This window comes from Ensifer sp. ENS03 (assembly GCF_014852035.1).
Lineage (GTDB): Bacteria > Pseudomonadota > Alphaproteobacteria > Rhizobiales > Rhizobiaceae > Ensifer > Ensifer adhaerens.
Genome location: NZ_JACVAV010000005.1, coordinates 353,296 through 375,730 on the forward strand (window position 1 = coordinate 353,296; position 22,435 = coordinate 375,730).

Consider the following 22,435-nt stretch of genomic DNA (forward strand, 5'->3'; position numbering starts at 1 on the left):
GTCGCATATCAAGAGGAAATCGAACCGCGTGGTTCGATGACTTAAATTTAATATGAGCAGGGCGGAAACAAGCGACCATCATGAGCGAGGCAAAGAACGGAACCCAGGACGTCATGCAGCCGGCAGCCGGCATGGATGAGGATCTCTGTTCGGGTGGCGGCCGTCACGCCGCCGGCGAGGATCCAGCCAAGCGTGAACAGATCCTCGAAGGCGCGCGACGCGCGTTCCTGAGCCAGGGTTTCGATGCCGCCAGCATGAACGACATCACCCGCGAGGCGGGCGTCTCCAAGGGCACGCTCTACGTCTATTTCGAGAACAAGGAAGACTTGTTCAAGGCACTGATCATCAAGGGCAAGACCCGGGTGGTCCAGACCGCCAAGCACGCGCTCAACGATCACGACGACGTCGAAGAATCACTCTACGATTTCGGCGTGACGCTGACGACGAGCATGACGGCGGAAGAGACGATCCGCTCCATGCGCATGGTGATCGGGGTGATCGACCGCATGCCGCATCTGGCCGAGCGCTTCTTCAGCGAAGCACCGGAGAACGGCTACACTGTGCTCAAGGCCTATCTCGACCGCCAGGTCCCGACCGGCTTGCTCGACATCGACAACACAGAAATGGCCGCCCGCCAGTTTATCGAGATGGCCCAAGCCGGCCTCTTCAAGCACCGGCTTTTCGGCGGCATGTGTTCGGCACCGCCGAAAGAGCAGATCGAGGCGACAGTGACCGCCGCCGTCCGCGTCTTCATGTCCGCCTACGGTCCGAAGAAGAAGAAATAGGCGGACTGACGCCGAACCTCCTTCAGCCCTCCTGCGTTTCAATCGAGCAATTTCGATCAAGCGCGCCTTCAGCCGAGCCCCTATCAAAAGGGCGTTGCCAGGGGAGTGAAGATGAGTGCCATCGGACGGGCGGTCTGGTTCATCGAGAGCCATTTCGCAAAAGAGATATCGCTGGATGAAATCGCCGGGGCCGCGGGCCTTTCGCGCTTCCATCTTTCGCGCGTTTTCGGGCTGGTCACCGGCCGCTCGATCACCGCCTATATCCGCGGACGGCGTCTCAGCGATGCCGCCAGCGCGCTTGCCGATGGCTCCATCAGCATTCTCTCGGTGGCACTCGATGCGGGCTACAGCTCGCACGAGGCTTTCACCCGTGCCTTTCGCGACCAGTTCGGCGTGACACCCGAAACGGTTCGCAAGCAAAGGCACATTCGAAACATCGAGCTGATGGAGCCTTTAAGAATGGACGATACCCGCCTTCTCAAGATCGACCCGCCCCGCTTCGAAGACAGCCCGCCATTGCTTCTGGCGGGCCTTTCGGAAACCTACACCTACGGCCGCACCGAAGGCATCCCGTCGCTCTGGCAACGGTTCAATCGCCATTTCGGCGCGATACCCGGACAGAGAGGCGACATCGCCTACGGTGTGTGCACCGACAGCAACGGCGAGGCTGGCACCTTCCGCTACATGGCGGCGGCCGAAATCAGCGACGCCGACGACCTGGCGGAAGGCTTTTCGACGCTACGGCTGCCGAAGCAGCGCTACGCCGTCTTTCTGCATCGCGGGCACATCTCCGCGATCGCCAAAACCGCCGACTATGTCTTCGGCACATGGCTGCCCGAATCCGGACTGCAGCATGGAGAAACGCCCGACCTCATCGAACGCTATGATGCGCGCTTTGACCCGCATTCGGGCATGGGCGTGGTCGAAATGTGGATTCCTGTCAAATCGTAAACGGTAAAGCGCCGCTGCAATCGGGCAGCGGCGCTTGTCTCTTCCGCAATGTTTCTTAAATACTTTCGGCGATTCTTGCGCGTCGACGCGCCATCCCCCACAGCGCCGCGCGTCCATCGGACGCGCGGCGCTGTGGAACTTATGAAGTGCTGAAAGAGAAAGATCGCCGATGCAGGATATCCTGTTGCTTGCTCAAGACCCCGCCGCCTGGGTCGCCCTCGTCACCCTGGTCGTCATGGAGGTGGTTCTCGGCATCGACAACCTGATCTTCATCTCGATCCTCACCAACAAGCTGCCTGTCGAGCATCGCGAAAAGGCCCGGCGCATCGGTATCGCCCTTGCCCTCGTCATGCGCCTTGCGCTGCTCGGTACGGTTGCCTGGATCGTCAAGCTGACGACGCCGGTGTTCGAGGCCTTCGGCCATGGCTTCTCCTGGAAGGACATGATCCTGATCGCCGGCGGCCTGTTCCTCGTCTGGAAGGCGACCAAGGAAATCCACCACAATGTCGATCCGGCCGATCACGGCGAGGACTTCATCGCCTCCTCGGCGATCAACAGCTTCGGCGCCGCGATCGCCCAGATCCTTTTGCTCGACCTCGTCTTCTCCGTCGACAGCATCATCACCGCCGTCGGCATGACACCGCACCTGCCGATCATGGTCATCGCCGTCATCGCCGCCGTCACGGTCATGCTCGTTGCCGCCAACCCGCTCGCCAACTTCATCGAGAAGAACCCGACGATCGTCATGCTGGCGCTCGCCTTCCTGCTGATGATCGGCACGACACTGATCGCCGAAGGCATGGGCCTGCATGTGCCGAAGGGTTACATCTACGCCGCCATGGCCTTCTCGGCGCTCGTCGAAATCCTCAACATGGTCGCGCGCAATGCGCGCCTGAGGAAGGCCGGAAAGCTCGACTGACGCGCCGGGCCGAAAACAATCCCGTCATGAGAAGGGCCCGCATCCAAGATGCGGGCCTTCTGCTTGCGGGAGTTCTGGAAGACGCGGAGGCTGGCTGACCGGCCGTCAACCGCGAGCCATCGGCGGCAAGACAAACGGGGTCGTTTCCTCTTTCCGCCAAGCTTGCCGGGGCCAGTCCCCACGCCTTCTGGTTGGACAACGCATCTCCTCAGGAAACGTTCCGATCCGGTTTCAGCCGCTCAAACATCCGGGCGATGGCCGACCTCGACCAGAATGTTGCCGGGTATCACTACGTAGAAAACATAGGCGCCGTGCCGATCGGCAGGCGGGATCACCTGGGCGCCGGATCCAAGCACCCGCTGATAGGCATCGTCGACGTCGGCCCGCACCGGCAGCAAAAAGCCTATGTGGTAGGTCTGGGTCCCGAGGCTGACCTGGTCGCCGCCGCCGAGCGCAGTGATCGGCGGGCTGACGACGAGCACCAGGCCGGAACCGTCCGTCAGGCGGAAAAAGGCATCCTTGCCGCGTTTTTCGACCAGCGTCAGGCCGAAATGATCGATGAGGAAGGACGCCGTTTCGGCAACGACAGGGCTATAGAGGTCGATATGGTTCAGTCGCATGTTTACAGTCTCCGTGTTCGAGAAACGCGGCGGACTGCGTCGATTGCATACACCCCGCCGCGGACCGATGCGATTGCATCGGAACCACGTCGCGGGTTCGAACGGGACGTTCGAGCAGAGCTTCGTTTAGAAAACCGAAGGGACCGGGCTTACCATATCCGGTCCTGCCTTTTTCGACGTCCCCTGCTTAGCGCAGAACGGCCAAGGACGGAAGACGGGCCGGCGATCAGTTCTTGCCGGCACCGGGGTCGACATGCTGGAGTTCCTGCAGATAGGCGTCGAGACGGTCGAACTTCTGCTCCCAGAAGCGACGATAGCCGTCGAGCCAGCTGTTGACGTCCTTCAGCGGGGCGGCTTCAAGCTTGCATGGTCGCCACTGCGCTTCGCGGCCACGGCTGATCAGCCCGGCGCGCTCGAGAACCTTGAGATGCTTGGAGACTGCCGGCAGGCTCATTTCGAAGGGCTCCGCCAGCTCGCCGACCGAGGCCTCTCCAAGTGCGAGGCGGGCGAGAATGGCCCTTCGCGTTGGATCGGCCAGAGCTGAGAGCGTCGTCGACAAGCGATCTTCCGGCATTTTCTAAAAAACCTTTCAGTTAAATAACCTTTCGGTTCATTAACGCCCGCAGGCGGCAGTGTCAACAAAAACCGGCGTGATCGGGTTTCCGTTGACATGATCGGCGTTCTATGGTCTCACGCGAGCCTATTGGAATAGCCTGCCGATACCGTTGTTGCGGCACCCTTGCGGGCCTTTCCTTCCCATAAAATGCGCGCCCCCGGCGGCCGGTTTCTTCTCCGGCAAGGGGCGAAAAGCACGTCAGACGGGCAAAGACCATGGCAAATTCAGCAGTCCGGGTACGCATCGCACCCTCCCCCACCGGCGAGCCGCATGTCGGCACCGCCTACATCGCTCTGTTCAACTACCTCTTCGCAAAGAAGCACGGCGGCGAGTTCATCCTGCGCATCGAAGACACCGATGCCACCCGCTCGACGCCCGAGTTCGAACAGAAGGTGCTGGACGCGCTGAAATGGTGCGGGCTCGAATGGTCGGAAGGTCCTGATGTCGGTGGTCCCTATGGTCCCTACCGCCAGAGCGACCGCAAGGACATGTACCGCCCCTACGTCGAGAAGATCGTCGAGAATGGTCACGGCTTCCGCTGCTTCTGCACGCCCGAGCGGCTCGAGCAGATGCGCGAGAGCCAGCGCGCCGCCGGCAAGCCGTCGAAGTATGACGGCCTGTGTCTCCACCTGTCCGCCGAAGAAGTGACCTCGCGCGTTGCCGCCGGCGAGCCGCATGTCGTGCGCATGAAGATCCCGACCGAGGGCTCGTGCAAGTTTACCGACGGCGTCTATGGCGACGTGGAAATTCCGTGGGATGCCGTCGACATGCAGGTCCTCTTGAAGGCCGACGGCATGCCGACCTACCACATGGCCAACGTCGTCGACGACCACCTGATGAAGATCACCCACGTCGCCCGCGGCGAGGAGTGGCTGGCCTCCGTGCCAAAGCACATCCTGATCTACCGCTATCTCGGCCTCGAGCCGCCGGTCTTCATGCACCTGTCGCTAATGCGCAATGCCGACAAGTCGAAGCTGTCGAAGCGCAAGAACCCGACGTCGATCTCGTACTACACGGCGCTTGGCTATCTGCCGGAAGCGCTGATGAACTTCCTCGGCCTGTTCTTCATCCAGATCGCCGAAGGCGAGGAGTTGCTGACGATCGAGGAACTGGCTGCAAAGTTCGACTCGGAGAACCTCTCCAAGGCCGGCGCGATCTTCGACATCCAGAAGCTCGACTGGCTGAACGCCCGCTGGATCCGCGAGAAGCTTTCGGAAGAAGAATTCGCCGCCCGCGTCCTTGCCTGGGCCATGGAAAACGACCGCCTGAAACAGGGCCTGAAGCTCAGCCAGTCGCGCATTTCGAAGCTCGGCGAACTGCCTGATCTCGCAAGCTTCCTTTTGAAGTCCGACCTCGGCCTCAAGCCCGAAGCCTTCGCCGGCGTCAAGTCGACGCCCGAAGAACTGCTCGAGATCCTCAACACCGTTCAGCCGGACCTTGAAAAGATCCTCGAATGGAACAAGGAATCGATCGAAGCCGAACTGCGCGCGGTCGCCGAGCGCATGGGCAAGAAGCTGAAGGTGATCCTGGCGCCGCTCTTCGTGTCTGTATCCGGCTCGCAGCGCTCGCTGCCGCTGTTCGACAGCATGGAAATCCTCGGCCGCGCCGTGGTCCGCCAGCGTCTCAAGGTCGCGTCCCAGGTGGTCGCCTCCATGGTCGGCAGCGGAAAGTAAGGAGAGCACGATGAACGACAAGACCGAGACCACTGGCCTCTCCTCCGACGCCACGGAAGTGCGTGCACAGAAGCTGAAGCTTTTGCGTGAGCAGATCGGCGACGTCTATCCGGCGCATTTCCACCGGACGATGAGCAATGCCGAGCTGACCGCAAAGTACGAGAGCCTGGAGCCGGACACCGAGACCCAGGATGTCGTGACCGTTGCCGGCCGCGTCTATTCCTCGCGCAACTCCGGCATGTTCATGGACATCCATGACGCCTCCGGCAAGATCCAGATCTTCAGCCATAAGGACACCACGCCGGAAGACGCCCGCGCGCTGCTGCCGATGATCGACATCGGCGACATCATCGGCGTGACCGGCGTCGTTCGCCGCACCAAGCGTGGTGAGTTGACGATCAACGCCCAGGCAATCACCATGCTGACGAAGTCGCTGCTGCCGATGCCCGAAAAGTGGCACGGCCTGTCGGACATCGAGATCCGCTACCGCAAGCGCCACCTCGACATCATGACCAACGAGGAATCGAAGCTGCGCTTCCAGCAGCGCAGCAAGATCGTCTCGGGCATCCGCCGCTTCATGGAAAACGACGGCTTCATGGAAGTCGAGACGCCGATGCTGCACTCGGTCTACGGCGGCGCCACCGCCGAGCCGTTCAAGACGCATCACAACACGCTGAAGCTCGACATGTTCCTGCGCATCGCGCCGGAACTGTACCTGAAGCGCACGCTGGTTTCGGGCCTCACCGACAAGGTCTTCGAGATCAACCGCAACTTCCGCAACGAAGGCGTCTCCACCCGGCACAATCCGGAATTCACCATGATGGAGTGCTACTGGGCCTATGCCGACTACGAGGACATCATGGACCTCGTCGAGCGGCTGTTCGGTGAGCTTGCCATGGCGATCCACGGCTCGACCGAGTTTGCCTATGGCGACAAGGAAATCTCCTTCAAGGGTCCGTTCCGCCGCGTGCCGATGCCCGACGCTGTCAAGGAAGCGACCGGCATCGACTTCCTGGCGATGAAGACCGACGAAGAAGCCCGCGCTGCCGCCAAGGCTGCCGGCTTTGAGGTCGAGAAGGACTGGACCTGGGGCGAGTGCCTCGCCTTCATCTTCGAAGAGAAGGTCGAAGGCACGCTGATCCAGCCGGCCCACGTCACGCATTTCCCGAAGGACATCTCGCCCTTTGCCAAGGAAGTGCCGGGCGAACCGCGCCTCGTCGAGCGTTTCGAGACCTATTGCAACGCCTGGGAACTGGGCAACGCCTTCTCCGAACTTAACGATCCGGAAGAGCAGCGCGCACGCATGGTCGAGCAGCTGGAACAGGCCCACGCCCGCGGCGAAAAGGCCAAGCAGCTCGACGACGAGTTCCTTGACGCGATCGACCAGGGCATGCCGCCGGCCGGTGGCCTCGGCATCGGCGTCGACCGCCTGATCATGCTGCTCACCAACGCACCGTCGATCCGCGACGTCATCCTCTTCCCGGCCCGCCGGCAGAAGGCTGACTGATCAAGGTCGCAAAACCCACGAACACGAAGGCCCGCCGCTCACGCGCCGGGCCTTTTTCAATTCTCAGAAAGAACGGATTACCGAACGTAACCCGGGCCTAGTGGCCCGCAGGCGCCTCGGCGGTCTCGGCCGGCTTGGCCTCCTGCTCACCGGCGCCGCCCTCGGCGCTCACGCCATCGGCCGGTGCGGCCGATGGGTCGATGCATGGCGAATGGTCGTCCATGGCCGCCATCATCGTGCGGATGTCGTCCATCGAAAGGTCGACGGTCTTGCCATGGAAGACGCCGACAGAATTTGCCGTGCCGTCATTGTAGAACGCCCGAAACGTCTCGCTCATGCCCGGAACGCTCTGCGGACCGGGGGCGAAGAGCACCTCCGCACCGATCGCCGCACCGCGCACGTCAGCCCGGTTTTCGGGACCGGCGGAATCGAGCACGACGACCTGATAGAGATCTGCCCGCTCGGCCTTCGCGAGGGCGCCCACGACGCGCAACGCCGTGCGCATGCGCGCCTGGCCGTCGGCGCGGTCGGTCTTGACGTGCATGCGGATCCAGCGCTGGCCGTTGTGGCCGAGCTTCAACGTGCGAATGGTCGTGCACTCGAGGCCCGAAACCTTCGGCTTGGAAAGTTCCGCCATGAGCGCATCGCGGCTGACATAGACGGCAGCACCGCCCGAAGCGGCGGAAACACCGAAAGCCGCCGTGAGAATGACGAGCAGTCTCTTTGATGGCCTGATCTTGCCGAGGATAGCCTTCACGAGCGTGGACTCCGCCATCATATCCAGAAATTGCAGAAAGCCCGGAACGGGCAGCACAACATTAGGCGCGCGACCTTTCGGAAAGTTTAAATTGCGGTAGCGATCTTCCGGCAACCCGCAAGACACCGGCGGGTGGCAGATCAACAGACAGGAGGCCGGTGATTGTGCGCCGGCCTCCTGTCTGAAGCATGCACGCCGATCAGTCGACGGCGATATCGATCCGGTCGCGGCACTCGCGGTAAGGCGAAAGATGCACCTTGCCCGAGGCATCGATCCACCGGCGGTTTTCAACGCAATAGGCGCCCGACTTCGTCAGGATGACCTTGGGGCGCCGTCGGTTGTAGCTGTCGTTGGCATGGGTGAAGGAACCGATGCCGGCATACCAGTCGCTGCTGTCGGAAGAACCGTGTCCGCCACCACCGCCGCCGCGGCCCTTGCCACCGGCACTTTGGGCAAAGGAGGGAGCGGCAAACGACGTTGCAACGGTGACGACGATCATGGAAACAAGGACCAGCCTATGCATGACATTACCTCCCGGTTGACTGGATGAGCCGTTCCCATCCACACGCAAAAGCTTGCCATGCTCGCCCGGTTGGTGATGTTCCCATGGAAACCATGGCCAGAGGCGCGGCCGCTCCCCGCGTCAACCCGGATGGCGATTGACATTCGCGGCCATCTTGCCTCCATTGCGAGCCGTCAAACACAAGAACAAGAAAAGAAGAACGAGAATGCATAAAGTCATCTTTGATACGGATCCGGGCATCGACGATGCAATGGCGCTGCTTTTCCTGCACCGTCACCCGGCCATCGACCTGATCGGCATTACCACCGTATTCGGCAACGCCTCGGTCGAAACCACTACCCGCAACGCGCTGTTCCTGAAGCAGCGTTGGGGCATCGGTGCGCCCGTCGCCAAGGGTCTCGACAAGACTTTCAATCCCGACCGCCCGCATGTCGGCTGGCCGACCTTCATCCACGGTGACGATGGCCTCGGCAACATCGACGTGCCCGAGACGGTCGACCTGCCGGTCGATCCGCGCCCGGCGCACCGCTTCATCATCGACACCGTTCGCGCCCATCCCGGCGAAGTGACGCTGATCGCCGTTGGCCGCATGACCAACTTGGCGCTGGCACTGCGCGAGGATCCCGATTTCGCAGCGCTCGTGCGCGAAGTCGTCATCATGGGTGGCGCCTTCGACGTCAACGGCAACATCACGCCGGCTGCCGAGGCCAACATCCACGGCGACCCGGAAGCTGCAGACGTCGTCATGACGGCCCCCTGGCCGGTCACCGTCGTTGGCCTCGACGTCACCACCCAGACCGTGATGACCAAGGCGATGATCGCCGATATCGCCGAACGCGGCGGCGACGCCGGCAAGCTGCTTGCCGATATCTCGAAATTCTACGTCACCTTCTACGAGCAGCACGTGCCCGACGGCATGGTCGTGCATGACAGTTGCGCCTGCGCCTATGTCGTGGCGCCCGACCTCTTCACCGTCAGGAGCGGATCGATCCGTGTCGTCTGCGGCGGCATTGCCGACGGCCAGACGATCCAGAGCCCCGACAACCGTTTGTTCCCGCCAAGCCCCTGGGACGATCTGCCGAGCCAGAAGGCCTGCATCGACATCGATGCCGCCCGCACGCTGAAGCTCATTATCGACACGCTGGTTCTGCCCGGCTGAACCTGATCGAGGCGCAGCAAATGTTGCGCCTTGAAAAACTTGAACAAGACGGCTGGCGAATGCGCATTCGCCGGCTATCTTTCAGTCCATGAAACCGGACGCCCTGCTCTACCCCGCCCCCAAAGGCCTCTATTGCCCGATCGGTGACTTCTACATCGACCCGATTCAACCGGTCGAAAGGGCGCTGATCACACACGGCCATTCCGACCATGCCCGCGCGGGGCACGGCCACGTGCTCGCCACCCGCGAGACCCTCGACATCATGCGCATCCGCTACGGCGACGACTTCTGCGGCACGAGCCAGGCGATCAGCCTCGGTGACCCCCTTGTCGTCAATGGCGTCGACGTGGGCTTCCATCCGGCCGGTCATGTACTCGGCTCGGCGCAGATCTCCGTTCGTGCAAACGGCGTGCGCATCGTCGCGTCTGGCGACTACAAGCGACGGCGGGATCCGACCTGCGCCGGCTTCGAGCCGGTCGCCTGCGATGTCTTCATCACCGAAGCCACCTTCGGCCTGCCGGTCTTCCACCACCCGGACGATCGCGCGGAAACCCGCAAATTGCTGACGTCGCTCGCCCAGTTTCCCGAGCGCACGCACGTGGTCGGTGCCTATGCGCTCGGCAAGGCGCAGCGGCTGATCGCACTCCTGCGCGAAGAGGGGTATCACCAGCCGATCTTCATCCATGGCGCCCTGCAACGGCTGTGCGACTACTATCAGAGCCAGGGCATCGACCTCGGCGACCTGCGCCCGGCAACGCTTGCCGCCGACGAAAAGCAGGATTTCAGGGGCACGATCGTGATCGGCCCGCCCGCCGCCTTCGCCGATCGCTGGTCGCGGCGCTTCTCCGACCCGATTGCCAGTTTCGCTTCCGGCTGGATGTTGATCCGGCAACGAGCGAAACAGCGGGGCGTCGAGCTGCCATTGATCATCTCCGACCATTGTGACTGGGCCGAACTGACGGCAACGATCACCGACATCGCACCGGCCGAGGTCTGGGTCACGCACGGACGCGAGGAAGCGCTGGTGCGCTGGTGCGAGCTCAAGGGCATCGCCGCCCGCCCGCTTCACCTCGTCGGCTACGACGACGAGGGAGAGTGACGAGATGCGCGCCTTCGCCGAACTGCTCGACCGCCTCGTCCTCAGCCCGCAGCGCAATGCCAAGATCCGCCTGCTTGTCGATTACTTCCGGACCGCGCCGGATCCGGATCGCGGCTATGCGCTCGCGGCGATCGCCGGCACGCTGTCGCTCAACACCGTCAAGCCGGCGATGATCCGCGACCTCTTGCTCGAACGCATGGACGCGGTGCTTTTCCAGTATTCCTACGACTATGTCGGTGACCTCGCCGAAACGGTGTCGCTCGTCTGGGAGCCGCCTACCGGCACCGTAGAGGCGGACATTCCGCTTGGCGAGGCCATCGAGCGTCTGCAAAGGACCGGACGGGCCGATGTGCGCGGCGTCGTTCGCGACATGCTCGACCGATTGGATACGTCGGCGCGCTTCGCCTTCCTCAAACTTGCGACGGGCGGCCTTCGCATCGGGGTATCGGCGAAGCTCGCCAAGCAGGCGCTCGCCGACATGGGCGGCAAGGACGTCGCCGAGATCGAGACCCTCTGGCACGGCCTGTCGCCGCCCTATCTGCCGCTCTTCCGCTGGCTTTCGGGCGAGGCGGAAAAGCCCGAGCTTTCGACGCCGGCCGTCTTCCATTCGGTCATGCTCGCCAATCCTGTCGGCGACGGCGATCTCGACGGGCTCGACCCCAAGGATTTCGCCGCCGAATGGAAGTGGGACGGGATCCGCGTACAGCTTGCCAATATCGGCGGCGTGCGCCGGCTCTATTCCCGCAGTGGCGACGAGATTTCCGGCGCCTTTCCCGACGTCCTGGAGGCCGCCGACTTCACCGGGGTGATCGATGGCGAACTGCTCGTCGGCGGCACCGCGCGCACCAACCGCGCAACCCGAACTTTCGCCGACCTGCAGCAACGGCTGAACCGCAAGACGGTCAGCCCTAAGCTCATAGAGACCTATCCGGCCTTCGTCCGCGCCTATGACATTCTCTTCTCAGGCGAAGAGGACGTTCGCCCACTGGGTTTCGTCGAACGACGCGCGCGGCTCGCCGACGTCGTCGACCGCGCCTCGCCGCAGCATTTCGACCTGTCGCCGCTGGTGCCCTTCTCGTCCTGGCAAGAACTCGACAGCCTGCGCGCCGACCCGCCCGATCCGGTGATCGAGGGCATCATGCTGAAACGGCTGGATTCGCCCTATACGCCGGGCCGCGTCAAAGGCCCGTGGTTCAAGTGGAAGCGCGCGCCCTTCAACATCGACGCGGTGCTGATGTATGCCCAGCGCGGCCACGGCAAGCGCTCGAGCTACTACTCCGATTACACCTTCGGCGTCTGGACCGACATCGACGGAAAGGAAACGCTGGTACCGGTCGGCAAGGCCTATTTCGGCTTCACCGACGCCGAACTGGAAATTCTCGACCGTTTCGTCCGGGACAATACGACCGAGCGCTTCGGGCCGGTGCGCGCCGTCAGGGCCGAGCCCGAGTTCGGTTTCGTCGTCGAGGTCGCCTTCGAGGGTATCAACCGCTCGAGCCGGCACAAGTCAGGCGTCGCCATGCGCTTCCCGCGCGTCGCGCGCCTGAGACAGGACAAGCTGCCGCGTGACGCCGACCGGCTGGAGACGCTGCAGGCGATGATCGAGGCGCGGGAGAATACCTAGCTTCGCGGAACATCCGGCGCTGCCTCGCGTTGGCCAGGGCAACCAACCGAAAGGCGATGTGCCATGCCAGCCAAGTCGAAAGCGCAACAGCGTGCAGCCGGCGCTGCCCTTGCCGCCAAGCGCGGCGACGTCAAGAAATCCAGCCTCAAGGGCGCCTCGCGCGAAATGGAGAAATCCATGAGTGAAGGTGAACTCGAAGACCTTGCAGAAACCAAGCACAAGAAGCTGCCCGAGCACAAAGGTGACTGAGACGCGAAGGAATAAAAGCGGAACCTAAAACAAGGTTTATTAAGACCCTTTTGGGATTATCCGGCTCAAGACATAGCCATTCGCGTGCCGCCGGGGTGTTTCGTGCCTGCCAGACATGCTTTCAACCTCGGGATGAAGAGGCTCTCCAGGGTTTTGACGCCGAGCTATCTTCCGGCGATCATTGCCGCCTTCGTGGTTCTGGTCGCTGGCATCCTTGCGGACAACCAGAACCAGGTGGTCGACGAGGCGCGCCAGCGCGCGCGCGTCGCCGAGGAACTCAATCCCATCCGCTCCAAGCTCGAGGCCAACGTCAACGGCAACATCCAGCTCGTGCGCGGGCTGATCGGCACGCTGGTCACCGAGCCGGCAATGGATCAGCAGCGCTTCGCCGCGCTGTCGCGCAGCGTCTTCACCGAGCGCTCGCAATTGCGCAGCATCGCGGCTGCGCCCAATCTGATCGTCTCGCTTGTCTACCCGCTCGAACAAAATCGCCGCGCACTCGGCCTCGACTACCGCCGGAACGAAGCGCAGCGCGCCGCCGTCATGCGCGTAAAGGACACCGGCCAGATGGTGCTTGCCGGGCCTGTCGATCTCGTCCAGGGCGGCAAAGGGCTGATCGGCCGCTTCCCCGTATCGATCGACGCCGGCGGCGGCAGCAACCGCTTCTGGGGCATCGTCTCGGCCATCATCGACGTGGACCGGCTCTATCGCGACAGCGGCCTTTCTTCCGATGAACTCGGCATAGACGTCGCCATTGCCGGTCAGGACGGCACAGGCGCGCAAGGTCCGGTCTTTTACGGCGACGCCAATATTTTCCGTGGCGCGCCGATCGAAATGACCGTGCTCCTACCCGGCGGTTCCTGGCATATCGCAGCCGTTCCGAAGGGCGGCTGGCCGACGACGGCGGGCAACGCCTGGCTCATCCGCGGCCTCATCGTCATCGGCGGACTGATGATCATCCTGCCGATGGTGTTGACCGGGCGCCTCTTGAGCGAGCGGCAAGGCAACATTCGTGCGCTCAGATACAGCAAGGCGCAGCTCCAGGAACTGTCCCATCGGCTGAAGATCGCGCTCGACTCCTCCCAGATCGGCATCTGGGAACTCGACATCGCCAGCAAGAAGCTGCTCTGGGACGAGCGCACCAAGGAACTCTATGGGCAAAAGACGTCGTTGCGTCAGGCCTATGACGACTGGAAGGACGCGCTGCACCCGGACGACCTCGACCGCGCCGAGCGGGAATTTGCCGAGGCGCTGGAATCCGGGCTCGCCTACAATTCCGACTTCCGCGTTCGCCTGCCCGACGGCAGCACGCGCCACATCCGGGCCAACGGCTCGTTCTATATCGGCGCCGACGGCCACAGGAAGATCGTCGGGGTCAACTGGGACGTGACCGCCGACTTCGAGACCCGCGAAACGCTTTTCGAAGCCAAGCGCACCGCCGAGGCGCACAGCGTCGAACTCGAAGCGGCGCGCCATCGCATGGAGTTCAACGCGCTGCACGATCCGCTGACCGGCCTGCCAAACCGGCGTTTCCTCGACCAGGTCCTGGCCGATCGCGACCGGCATTTCGCGCGGGAGGCGAAACTCAGCATCTTCCACATGGACCTCGACCGCTTCAAGCAGATCAACGATACGCTCGGCCACGCGGCCGGCGACGAGATCCTGCGGCATGCCGCCGAGCTTCTGCGCGGCAATGCCGACGAAAAGGACTTCGTCGCCCGCATCGGCGGCGACGAATTCGTGCTCGTCCGCCAGGATGGAGGCATCGAGCCGGATGCCCGGCTGGCGTCACGCATCATCGAGGCGATGAGCGTGCCCGTCCGCTACAAGGACCAGGAGTGCCGCATCGGCGTCAGCATCGGCATCGCCGCCCAAAGCCAGACGAGCGAAGAGCTGTCGCACGTGCTCGTCAACGCCGACATCGCGCTCTATGAAGCCAAGCGCCGCGGCCGCAACCGCCACGAGATCTTTACCGGCGAACTGAAGACGGCCGTCTTCAAGACCAAGCAGACGGCCGACGAGATCCTGCGCGGGCTCGAACACAACGAATTCATCGCGTATTTCCAGCCGCAGTTCTGCCCGCGCTCGCTCGACATCATCGGTGTCGAGGCGCTGGCGCGCTGGGACCATCCGACCAAGGGCCTGCTCGGCCCACACACGTTCCTGAAGACGGCCGAAGACATCAATGTCGTGGCCGCGATCGACCAGGCGATCCTGGAGCAGGCGCTGTTCCAGATCTATCGCTGGGAAGCAAGCGGCATTCGTATCCCCAAGGTCTCTGTCAATCTCTCCTATGCCCGGCTTCACGACGAAAATCTGATCGAGCGCCTGGAACAGTTGCAGATCCCGGCCGGCCGCCTGTCGTTTGAACTGTTGGAATCGATCTCCTTCGACGAAAGCGACATGACGGTCCTGTCGAACATCCGCCGGATCAAGGAACTCGGCATCGCCATCGAGATCGACGATTTCGGCACCGGCTATGCATCCATCGTCAGCCTGCTGAAGCTGACGCCGCGGCGCTTGAAGATCGACCGCCAGCTCGTCCTGCCGATCCTCAAATCCCCAGCCGAAAAGCGTCTGGTCGAGTCCATCATCGACATCGGCACGTCGCTCGGCATCGAAGTGATCGCCGAAGGCGTCGAGACCCTCGAACACGCGGCCATCCTGAAGGAACTCGGCTGCCATGGGCTGCAAGGTTATGCTTTCGCGCGGCCCATGAGCGCCAACGACCTTGCGACCTTCGCCTTCGAGCGTCGGTGGCTGGCAGCCTGAGAGGCTTCGGCCACAGCTAAAAAGCGCAGGTGCGTGCATTTTTCGCAGGCTTGAGGCTTGGCAGCCCTGCCGCGAATCGCCATAAAAACAATTGCCTGCCTCCACATTCTTGGGAATGGCGGCATCACCTGCGGCAGTCGCTGATGCGACCGCCCTTTCGGGCCTCTAGAGTGTCCCGCTTCAAGTGGAACCACTGAAAGCGGAAAAGATGCTCTAGAATCAAAATCCTGGTGCGTCCCTTGTGCATTCTTTTGGAAAGCACGGCGCTCGGGTGCCCGCTCTCCATGAACCCGAACGAAGGGAACGGTACGATCGAATACGCGGGAAAATTGCTTTCTGTCTTCATTCTCGCCCCATTTGTGGGAAGCCTCCTTGCAATCTTCTTTCCGCCCGATCAGCGCGGTGCGACAGCCTGGTTTGCAGGAGCGATCGCGCTCCTTTGTTTCCTCGTCGCCGCCGGCCTCTATCCCTTCGTCACCTCGGGCGGCGTCCTGCGCTATGACATCGCCTGGCTGCCGGAACTCGGCCTCAACTTCACGCTCCGGATGGACGGCTTCGCCTGGCTCTTCACGGTTCTGGTAACCGCGATCGGCGTGCTCGTGGTGCTTTACGCCCGCTACTATATGGCCGCGGAAGACCCGGTGCCGCGCTTCCTGTCGCTTTTCCTCGCCTTCATGGGCTCGATGCTCGGCGTCGTGCTTTCAGGCAATCTCATCCTGCTCGCCGTCTTCTGGGAACTGACGAGCATCGTCTCCTTCCTTTTGATCGGCTACTGGCACCACAATGCCCACGCTCGTGACGGCGCCCGCATGGCGCTGACCGTAACCGGCACAGGCGGCCTCTGCATGCTCGTCGGCCTTCTGCTGATGGGTCGCATCGTCGGCAGCTACGATCTCGACGTGGTGCTCGCCTCCGGCGACCTCATCCGCAACTCGCCGCTCTACATGCCGGTACTGATTCTGGTGCTGCTCGGGGCGCTGACGAAGAGCGCGCAGTTCCCGTTCCATTTCTGGCTGCCGCACGCGATGTCGGCGCCGACGCCGGTTTCGGCCTATCTGCATTCGGCAACCATGGTGAAGGCAGGCGTCTTCCTGTTGGCGCGCCTCTGGCCGGTCATGGCCGGCACCGAGGCCTGGTTCTGGATCGTTGGCCTTGCCGGTCTTTCGACGCTGCTGCTCGGCGCCTATTTCGCCATCTTCCAGCAGGACCTCAAGGGCCTGCTCGCCTATTCCACTATCAGCCATCTCGGCCTGATCACCGTGCTCCTGAGCCTCGGCAGCCCGCTGGCCGCGGTCGCCGCGGTCTTCCACATCGTCAACCACGCGACCTTCAAGGCGTCGCTGTTCATGGCGGCCGGCATCATCGACCACGAGACCGGAACGCGCGACATGCGCAAGCTCGGAGGGCTGATCAGGTACATGCCTGGAACGGCGGTACTCGCCATGGTCGCGAGCGCGGCCATGGCTGGCGTACCACTCTTGAACGGCTTCATCTCGAAGGAAATGTTCTTCGCCGAAGCGATCGAAACGCACCAGGCCAACATTCTCGATACGATGACGCCCTATGTCGCGACGCTCGCCGGCATGTTTGCCGTTACCTATTCGCTGCGCTTCATCCACAGCGTCTTCTTCGGCAAGACGCCGGAGGACCTGCCCAAGGTGCCGCACGAGCCGCCGCGCTGGATGCGTGTGCCGATCGAGTTCCTGGTGCTCGCCTGCCTCGTCGTCGGCATCATTCCGGCGATCACCATCGGCCCGTTCCTGCACACGGCTGTCGTCTCCATTCTCGGCGCCAACACGCCCTATTACAGCCTTTCCGTCTGGCACGGCTGGAACCTGCCGCTGATCATGAGCTTCGTCGCTCTTGCCGGCGGCATCGGTCTCTACTTCCTGATGCGCAACTACCTCGCCACCAGCGTCGAGGGGCCACCGATCTTCCGCCTGCTGCACGGCCAGCGCATCTTCGAGCGCGTGCTGGTAACGCTCTCCTGGAAATGGGCGCGTTCGCTGGAGCAGCGCCTCGGCACGCGGCGGCTGCAGCCGCAGATGCGCTTCCTCGTCTTCATCGCGATCGCCGCCGGCGCGCTGCCGCTGCTTCTCAATCATTTCGAGCTGCCGCCGCTTCTCGTGCGCAGCATCGATCCGGCCTTTGCCCTCCTCTGGGCGGTCGGCATCGCCTGTGCCATCGGTGCTGCGATCCTGGCGAAGTTCCACCGGCTGGCGGCACTCGTGCTGCTCGGCGGCGCCGGGCTCACCACCTGCCTCACCTTCGTCTGGCTTTCGGCGCCGGATCTGGCGGTAACACAGCTCCTCGTCGAGATCGTCACGACGGTGCTGATCCTGCTCGGCCTGCGATGGCTGCCGAAGCGCATCGAGGACACCGAGGAAACCGAGCTCTTGTCGCTGAAGGTCCGCTTCCGGCGCCTGCGTGACTTCCTGCTGGCGGTCGTCGCCGGCGGCGGCGTGGCGCTGATCGCCTATACGATCATGACCCGGCCCATGCCTGACACGATCGCGAGCTACTTCCTCGAGCGCGCCTACAAGGAGGGCGGCGGCACCAATGTCGTCAACGTCATCCTCGTCGACTTCCGCGGCTTCGACACGCTCGGCGAGATCGCGGTGCTGGCGATCGTCGCGCTTACCGTCTTCGCCCTGCTGCTGCGCTTCCGCCCGCAGGCCGACAGCCTGGAGGCTCCGGAACAGCAGCGCGTCCAGAACGCCTTCGACGACGATCACCCGGATCGCAACAAGGGTGACAGCGTGGCTGAATACCTGTTCGTGCCATCGGTGATCATGCGCTGGATGTTCCCGGTCATCGGCATGCTCGCAGCCTACCTGTTCCTGCGCGGCCATGACCTGCCGGGCGGAGGCTTTGCTGCCGGCATCGCCATGTCGATCGGCTTCATCCTGCAATACATGTCCGGCGGAACCCGCTGGGTCGAGGAGCGCCTGCGCATCCATCCGCTGCGCTGGATGAGCATCGGGCTTCTGGTGGCCGCTGCGACCGGCATCGGCTCCTGGTTCTTCGGCTATCCGTTCCTGACGTCGCATTCGCAATACGTGACGCTGCCGATCATCGGCAAGTTTCCTCTGGCGAGCGCCCTGTTCTTCGATCTCGGCGTCTTCTCGCTGGTGCTCGGCGCAACCGTGCTGATCCTCATCGCGCTCGCCCACCAGTCGATCCGCGCGCCGCGAGCCCATGCACGCGCCCTGCGAAAGGAGGCACGCTGATGGAGATCATTCTCTCTGCCGCAATCGGCGTGCTTACGGCATCCGGCGTCTACCTGCTTTTGCGCCCGCGCACCTACCAGGTGATCATCGGCCTCTCGCTGCTCTCCTATGCGGTCAATCTCTTCATCTTCGGCATGGGGCGCCTTCGCGTGAACGCGCCGCCGGTGCTGGAGCCAGGCGGTGTCGGCGATCTCAGCCGCTTCACCGATCCGGTGCCGCAAGCCCTGGTGCTGACAGCGATCGTCATCGGCTTTGCCATGACCGCGCTCTTCCTCGTCGTGCTGCTCGCCTCGCGCGGCTTCACCGGCACCGACCACGTCGACGGCAGGGAGCAGCGCCATGACTAACTGGATGCACCACCTGCTGATCCTGCCGATCCTGCTGCCGCTGATGGTCGGCGCCGCGATGATCCCGATCGACGAGCGCAACCGCTCGCTCAAGGGTGTGCTGAGCTTCGTCTCGACGCTCGCGCTCTTCATCCTCTCGATCGTGCTGATGCGGATCGCCTCGATGGATGGGGCGCCCGCAGGCAACGGCGTCTATCAGCTCGGCAACTGGCCCGCCCCTTTCGGCATCGTGCTGGTGCTCGACCGCCTTTCGGCACTGATGCTGTGCCTGACGAGCGGACTGGCGCTTGCCGCCCAGGCCTATTCGATCGCGCGCTGGCACACCGCGGGCCATCATTTCCATTCGCTGTTCCAGCTCTTGATCGCCGGCCTCAACGGCTCGTTCCTGACCGGTGACCTTTTCAACCTCTTCGTCTTCTTCGAGATCATGCTGGCGGCGTCCTACGGGCTGCTGCTGCACGGCTCCGGGCCGCTGCGCGTCAAGGCCGGTCTGCACTATGTCGCGATCAACCTCGCCGCCTCCTCGCTCTTCCTGATCGGCGTCAGCCTGATCTATGGCGCGACCGGCACGCTCAACATGGCCGATCTCTCCATGAAGCTGGCGACGCTCTCGCCGGAGGATCGCCAGATGGTTGAGGTCGGTGCCGGCGTGCTCGGCGTCGCCTTCCTGGTGAAGGCCGGCATGTGGCCCTTGAGCTTCTGGCTGCCGACGGCCTATGCAGCCGCGACGCCGCCGGTCGCCGCCGTCTTTGCGATCCTCACCAAGGTCGGCATCTATGTCATCCTCAGGCTGTCGCTGCTGGTCTTCGGCGCGAGTGCCGGCGCGTCTGCCGGTTTCGGCCAGCCGATCCTGCTTGCCGGCGGCCTGCTGACGATCGCCTTCGGCGCCATCGGCGTGCTCGCATCGCAGGCCATGGGCCGCCTCGCCGCCTATTCGGTGCTGGTCTCCTCCGGCACCCTGCTCGCCGCCATCGGCCTCGGCCACCCAAGCATGATCGCCGGTGCGCTCTTTTACCTCGTCAGCTCGACACTGACGATCGCCGCCTTCTTCCTGCTGATCGAACTGGTCGAGCGCGGACGTGACGCCGGCGCCGACGTTCTGGCGGTGACGATGGAAGCCTACGGCGACGCCGACGAGGACGAGGAGGAGGAAGAAGTCGGCTCGGCGATCCCCGGCACGATGGCGATCCTCGGCCTCTGCTTCTGCCTTTGCGCCCTCTTGCTCGCCGGCCTGCCGCCGCTCTCCGGCTTCGTCGCCAAGTTCGCAATCCTCGGCGGTCTCTTCGGCCTGTCGGGAGCGGAAGCCGCCCCGGCGGTCTCCGCCGCCGACTGGACCTATGTCACGCTGCTGATCGTTTCCGGTCTCGCCGCGATGATCGCAATGAACCGCGTCGGCATCCGCACCTTCTGGGCGTCGATCGAAAACACCGTGCCGCGCGTCGTGGTCATCGAGATCACCCCCGTCGTCGTGTTGCTCGCTGCCTGCATCTTCTTAAGCGTGCAGGCCGGGCCGGCGATGCGCTACATGCAGGCAACAGCGGATTCGCTGTTCGATCCTGCGGGTTATACGGAACGGGTGCTCTCAGCGCCGCGGGCGGGAGGGCAATAGGCGATGCGCACCTGGCTCCCCTATCCCCTGCTCTCCGTCGGGCTGCTCATCATCTGGCTCCTGCTCAATCAGTCGGTTGCGCCCGGCACCTTCCTGATGGGGACGGTACTGGCAACCGGTCTTGGCTGGGTGACGCTGAAGCTTGGCCTCGTGCGCTCGCACCCGCGCCGGGTTCTGTTGATCGTGCGCTTCGGCTTTGCCGTCGCCGTCGACGTGATCCGCTCGAACATCGCCGTCATCGCCGTCATCCTGCGTGGCCAGCGCCGACCGCCGAACTCGGGCTTCCTGACCATCGATCTCGATCTGGAAGACGAAAACGCCCTGGCGCTGCTTGCCTGTGTCATGACAGCGACGCCGGGAACGGCCTGGCTCGAATACGATCGCGGCCGCAAGTCCCTGCTCTTCCACGTGCTCGACATGGAGAACGAGGACATCTGGCTCGATACGGTCAAGCGCTATGAGACCGCCCTGAAGGAGATATTCGGATGATGGAACTTTCAATCATCTGGTCGATCCTGATTGCCCAGATCATGCTCGGCCTGGCGATGGCTTTTGCCTTCTATCGCATGGTGAGGGGACCGCGCGCCCAGGACCGCATCCTCGGCCTCGACACGCTCTATATCAACGCCATGCTGATGCTCTTGACCTTCGGCATCCGCACGGCCAACTCGCTCTATTTCGAGTCCGCCCTGATCGTGGCTTTGATCGGCTTCGTCTCGTCGATCGCCTTCGGCAAGTTCCTGATGCGCGGGGAGATCATCGAATGAGCCACCTCACCGACCTTCCCGTCTGGGCCGCCGTTCTCATCTGCGGGCTCACCGTCCTCGGCGCCGCAGTGGCGCTGATCGGCTCAGTCGGCCTGCTCCGGTTCACCAGCTTCTACGAGCGCCTGCACGCACCGACGCTGGCGACCAGCGGCGGCGTACTGATGATCTGCACCGCCTCTATCATCTGCTTTGCCGTGCTGCAGAGCCGCTGGGTATTCCACGAAATCCTGATCATCGTCTTCGTCGTCGCCACCACTCCGGTGACACTGATGCTGCTTGGACAGGCAGCGCTCTACCGCGACCGCGTCGAGGAAAAGCGCGGCGTCCCGCTCAAGCAGCGGCCGCCGCGCGAAGAAACGGCAGAATAGGTTTCAAAACCCTCTCAGCGGGAAACTTAGGCCGACCCCCGAGGGAGTGCGGCCTATTCGCCGCGCCCTCTGAAGCGCCGCTGATAGGCGGGATCGTAGAGCGAGCTTTCACGGAAATCAGAGGCTTCGAGCCCCGGACCGACGAAGATCAGTGCCGTACGCTCGATCGGCTCTTCCGCCACCTTGGCGGCGATGTCACCGAGCGTGCCGCGCACCACGCGTTCGTCCGGCCAGGAGGCCTTGACGACGATGGCGACCGGGCAGTCGGCACCGTAGAGCGGCGTCAGTTCCTCGACCACCTGCTGAAGCGCATGGATCGCAAGGTGGATTGCCAGCGTCGATCCAGTAGCGCCGAAAGCGGAAAGCGTTTCTGAGTTCGGCATCGGCGAGGCGCGGCCCGAAACGCGGGTCAGCACCAGGCTCTGGGCCACCGCCGGAATGGTCAGTTCGCGACCGAGCGCTGAAGCCGCCGCCGCAAAGGAAGGAACGCCCGGCGTCATCGTATAGGCGATGCCATGCTTCTCGAGCCGGCGGATCTGTTCGGCCACAGCACTCCAGACCGAGAGGTCGCCCGAATGAAGCCGCGCCACGTCGAGCCCTTCGGCTTCGGCCTTCACATACTCCGCCTCGATCTCGTCGAGCGACATCGGTGCCGTATCGACAATGCGGGCGCCCGGCGGGCAATATTGCAGCAGCTCCGGCGAGACGATCGAGCCGGCGTAGAGGCAGACCGGGCAGCGCCCGATCAGGTCGCGACCGCGCACCGTGATCAGGTCTGCGGCTCCCGGGCCGGCGCCGATGAAATGTACCGTCATAGGTTACTCTTTCTTTTTCTTGCGCAGTTCCGGACCCAAAACCGC

Annotated in this window: 21 protein-coding genes; 16 read left to right on the forward strand and 5 right to left on the reverse strand. The window is 63.3% G+C overall.

The window, feature by feature from the left end; genetic code table 11:
* The first annotated feature begins 113 nt into the window (after nt 1-113).
* The 3 genes from IB263_RS20115 to IB263_RS20125 all read left to right on the forward strand — a co-directional run bounded on the left by IB263_RS20115 (nt 114) and on the right by IB263_RS20125 (nt 2,655).
* Nucleotides 114-785 (forward strand): TetR/AcrR family transcriptional regulator, encoded by a 672-nt coding sequence (locus tag IB263_RS20115; protein WP_246811050.1) that lies wholly within the window; start codon nt 114-116, stop codon nt 783-785.
* 111 nt (nt 786-896) lie between these two features.
* Complete coding sequence (locus IB263_RS20120; RefSeq protein ID WP_034787039.1) at nt 897-1,736, forward strand: AraC family transcriptional regulator; 840 nt, start codon at nt 897-899, stop codon at nt 1,734-1,736.
* Nucleotides 1,737-1,905: 169 nt separating this feature from the next.
* A complete protein-coding gene (locus tag IB263_RS20125) occupies nt 1,906-2,655 on the forward strand; it encodes a TerC family protein (protein WP_034787044.1) in 750 nt (249 codons plus the stop codon).
* A 239-nt stretch (nt 2,656-2,894) separates the two neighbouring features.
* Here IB263_RS20125 and IB263_RS20130 read toward each other — a convergent pair whose 3' ends face one another.
* Both IB263_RS20130 and IB263_RS20135 read right to left on the reverse strand, forming a co-directional pair.
* Nucleotides 2,895-3,275: a VOC family protein gene (locus tag IB263_RS20130; protein ID WP_034787050.1), complete on the reverse strand. Its 381-nt coding sequence runs from the start codon at nt 3,273-3,275 to the stop codon at nt 2,895-2,897.
* Nucleotides 3,276-3,501: 226 nt separating this feature from the next.
* Complete coding sequence (locus IB263_RS20135; protein WP_034787053.1) at nt 3,502-3,849, reverse strand: helix-turn-helix transcriptional regulator; 348 nt, start codon at nt 3,847-3,849, stop codon at nt 3,502-3,504.
* 257 nt (nt 3,850-4,106) lie between these two features.
* On the opposite strand from IB263_RS20135, the gene gltX reads away from it, so the two are divergent.
* Entirely contained in the window at nt 4,107-5,564 is a 1,458-nt protein-coding gene (gene gltX, locus IB263_RS20140) for a glutamate--tRNA ligase (protein WP_034787058.1), read from the forward strand.
* 10 nt (nt 5,565-5,574) lie between these two features.
* Complete coding sequence (lysS, locus tag IB263_RS20145; RefSeq protein ID WP_034787063.1) at nt 5,575-7,071, forward strand: lysine--tRNA ligase; 1,497 nt, start codon at nt 5,575-5,577, stop codon at nt 7,069-7,071.
* A gap of 97 nt (nt 7,072-7,168) precedes the next feature.
* Here the strand turns inward: lysS and IB263_RS20150 are convergent, their stop codons facing one another.
* Both IB263_RS20150 and IB263_RS20155 read right to left on the reverse strand, forming a co-directional pair.
* Nucleotides 7,169-7,828, reverse strand: coding sequence for a hypothetical protein (locus tag IB263_RS20150; protein WP_034787288.1), 660 nt, complete (start codon nt 7,826-7,828; stop codon nt 7,169-7,171).
* 199 nt (nt 7,829-8,027) lie between these two features.
* Nucleotides 8,028-8,351 carry a hypothetical protein gene (locus tag IB263_RS20155; protein WP_112985169.1) on the reverse strand — a complete coding sequence of 108 codons (324 nt, stop codon included), beginning with the start codon at nt 8,349-8,351 and terminating at the stop codon, nt 8,028-8,030.
* Between the two features lie 205 nt (nt 8,352-8,556).
* Here IB263_RS20155 and IB263_RS20160 point away from each other — a divergent pair, with 205 nt between their 5' ends.
* The 11 genes from IB263_RS20160 (at nt 8,557) to mnhG (ending at nt 21,575) form a co-directional block, all read left to right on the forward strand.
* Nucleotides 8,557-9,510, forward strand: a complete 954-nt coding sequence (locus tag IB263_RS20160; RefSeq protein WP_089044921.1) for a nucleoside hydrolase — start codon at nt 8,557-8,559, stop codon at nt 9,508-9,510.
* An 88-nt stretch (nt 9,511-9,598) separates the two neighbouring features.
* Complete coding sequence (locus IB263_RS20165; protein ID WP_192438909.1) at nt 9,599-10,609, forward strand: ligase-associated DNA damage response exonuclease; 1,011 nt, start codon at nt 9,599-9,601, stop codon at nt 10,607-10,609.
* A 4-nt stretch (nt 10,610-10,613) separates the two neighbouring features.
* Nucleotides 10,614-12,233 (forward strand): cisplatin damage response ATP-dependent DNA ligase, encoded by a 1,620-nt coding sequence (locus tag IB263_RS20170; RefSeq protein ID WP_192438910.1) that lies wholly within the window; start codon nt 10,614-10,616, stop codon nt 12,231-12,233.
* Between the two features lie 63 nt (nt 12,234-12,296).
* Nucleotides 12,297-12,482, forward strand: a complete 186-nt coding sequence (locus IB263_RS20175) for a DUF3008 family protein (RefSeq protein ID WP_034787077.1) — start codon at nt 12,297-12,299, stop codon at nt 12,480-12,482.
* 132 nt (nt 12,483-12,614) lie between these two features.
* Nucleotides 12,615-15,254, forward strand: coding sequence for an EAL domain-containing protein (locus tag IB263_RS20180; RefSeq protein ID WP_192438938.1), 2,640 nt, complete (start codon nt 12,615-12,617; stop codon nt 15,252-15,254).
* Between the two features lie 284 nt (nt 15,255-15,538).
* Nucleotides 15,539-18,484, forward strand: coding sequence for a monovalent cation/H+ antiporter subunit A (locus IB263_RS20185; RefSeq protein WP_089044916.1), 2,946 nt, complete (start codon nt 15,539-15,541; stop codon nt 18,482-18,484).
* Nucleotides 18,484-18,831 (forward strand): Na+/H+ antiporter subunit C, encoded by a 348-nt coding sequence (locus IB263_RS20190; protein WP_034787081.1) that lies wholly within the window; start codon nt 18,484-18,486, stop codon nt 18,829-18,831. Before IB263_RS20185 ends, IB263_RS20190 begins: the two co-directional genes overlap by 1 nt.
* Entirely contained in the window at nt 18,824-20,440 is a 1,617-nt protein-coding gene (locus IB263_RS20195; protein ID WP_090298015.1) for a monovalent cation/H+ antiporter subunit D, read from the forward strand. The genes IB263_RS20190 and IB263_RS20195 overlap by 8 nt, the downstream gene beginning before the upstream one ends.
* A 3-nt stretch (nt 20,441-20,443) precedes the next feature.
* The gene (locus tag IB263_RS20200; RefSeq protein ID WP_034787086.1) at nt 20,444-20,929 is read left to right on the forward strand and encodes a Na+/H+ antiporter subunit E; all 486 of its coding nucleotides are present in this window, start codon (nt 20,444-20,446) and stop codon (nt 20,927-20,929) included.
* Entirely contained in the window at nt 20,926-21,207 is a 282-nt protein-coding gene (locus tag IB263_RS20205) for a K+/H+ antiporter subunit F (protein ID WP_034787089.1), read from the forward strand. Before IB263_RS20200 ends, IB263_RS20205 begins: the two co-directional genes overlap by 4 nt.
* Entirely contained in the window at nt 21,204-21,575 is a 372-nt protein-coding gene (gene mnhG, locus IB263_RS20210) for a monovalent cation/H(+) antiporter subunit G (RefSeq protein WP_192438911.1), read from the forward strand. Before IB263_RS20205 ends, mnhG begins: the two co-directional genes overlap by 4 nt.
* A 53-nt stretch (nt 21,576-21,628) precedes the next feature.
* On the opposite strand, the gene cobM is transcribed toward mnhG, so the two are convergent.
* Nucleotides 21,629-22,390, reverse strand: a complete 762-nt coding sequence (gene cobM / locus IB263_RS20215) for a precorrin-4 C(11)-methyltransferase (RefSeq protein WP_060517490.1) — start codon at nt 22,388-22,390, stop codon at nt 21,629-21,631.
* Nucleotides 22,391-22,435: the final 45 nt, after the last annotated feature.

Excerpts from the sequence above, each read along its gene's own strand:
- IB263_RS20115 (WP_246811050.1), top strand. The coding sequence starts at position 114 with ATGCAGCCGGCAGCCGGCATGGATGAGGATCTCTGTTCGGGTGGCGGC.
- IB263_RS20120 (WP_034787039.1), top strand. The coding sequence starts at position 897 with ATGAGTGCCATCGGACGGGCGGTCTGGTTCATCGAGAGCCATTTCGCA.
- IB263_RS20125 (WP_034787044.1), top strand. The coding sequence starts at position 1,906 with ATGCAGGATATCCTGTTGCTTGCTCAAGACCCCGCCGCCTGGGTCGCC.
- IB263_RS20130 (WP_034787050.1), bottom strand. The coding sequence starts at position 3,275 with ATGCGACTGAACCATATCGACCTCTATAGCCCTGTCGTTGCCGAAACG.
- IB263_RS20135 (WP_034787053.1), bottom strand. The coding sequence starts at position 3,849 with ATGCCGGAAGATCGCTTGTCGACGACGCTCTCAGCTCTGGCCGATCCA.
- gltX (WP_034787058.1), top strand. The coding sequence starts at position 4,107 with ATGGCAAATTCAGCAGTCCGGGTACGCATCGCACCCTCCCCCACCGGC.
- lysS (WP_034787063.1), top strand. The coding sequence starts at position 5,575 with ATGAACGACAAGACCGAGACCACTGGCCTCTCCTCCGACGCCACGGAA.
- IB263_RS20155 (WP_112985169.1), bottom strand. The coding sequence starts at position 8,351 with ATGCATAGGCTGGTCCTTGTTTCCATGATCGTCGTCACCGTTGCAACG.
- IB263_RS20160 (WP_089044921.1), top strand. The coding sequence starts at position 8,557 with ATGCATAAAGTCATCTTTGATACGGATCCGGGCATCGACGATGCAATG.
- IB263_RS20165 (WP_192438909.1), top strand. The coding sequence starts at position 9,599 with ATGAAACCGGACGCCCTGCTCTACCCCGCCCCCAAAGGCCTCTATTGC.
- IB263_RS20170 (WP_192438910.1), top strand. The coding sequence starts at position 10,614 with ATGCGCGCCTTCGCCGAACTGCTCGACCGCCTCGTCCTCAGCCCGCAG.
- IB263_RS20175 (WP_034787077.1), top strand. The coding sequence starts at position 12,297 with ATGCCAGCCAAGTCGAAAGCGCAACAGCGTGCAGCCGGCGCTGCCCTT.
- IB263_RS20180 (WP_192438938.1), top strand. The coding sequence starts at position 12,615 with ATGAAGAGGCTCTCCAGGGTTTTGACGCCGAGCTATCTTCCGGCGATC.
- IB263_RS20185 (WP_089044916.1), top strand. The coding sequence starts at position 15,539 with ATGAACCCGAACGAAGGGAACGGTACGATCGAATACGCGGGAAAATTG.
- IB263_RS20190 (WP_034787081.1), top strand. The coding sequence starts at position 18,484 with ATGGAGATCATTCTCTCTGCCGCAATCGGCGTGCTTACGGCATCCGGC.
- IB263_RS20195 (WP_090298015.1), top strand. The coding sequence starts at position 18,824 with ATGACTAACTGGATGCACCACCTGCTGATCCTGCCGATCCTGCTGCCG.
- IB263_RS20200 (WP_034787086.1), top strand. The coding sequence starts at position 20,444 with ATGCGCACCTGGCTCCCCTATCCCCTGCTCTCCGTCGGGCTGCTCATC.
- IB263_RS20205 (WP_034787089.1), top strand. The coding sequence starts at position 20,926 with ATGATGGAACTTTCAATCATCTGGTCGATCCTGATTGCCCAGATCATG.
- mnhG (WP_192438911.1), top strand. The coding sequence starts at position 21,204 with ATGAGCCACCTCACCGACCTTCCCGTCTGGGCCGCCGTTCTCATCTGC.
- cobM (WP_060517490.1), bottom strand. The coding sequence starts at position 22,390 with ATGACGGTACATTTCATCGGCGCCGGCCCGGGAGCCGCAGACCTGATC.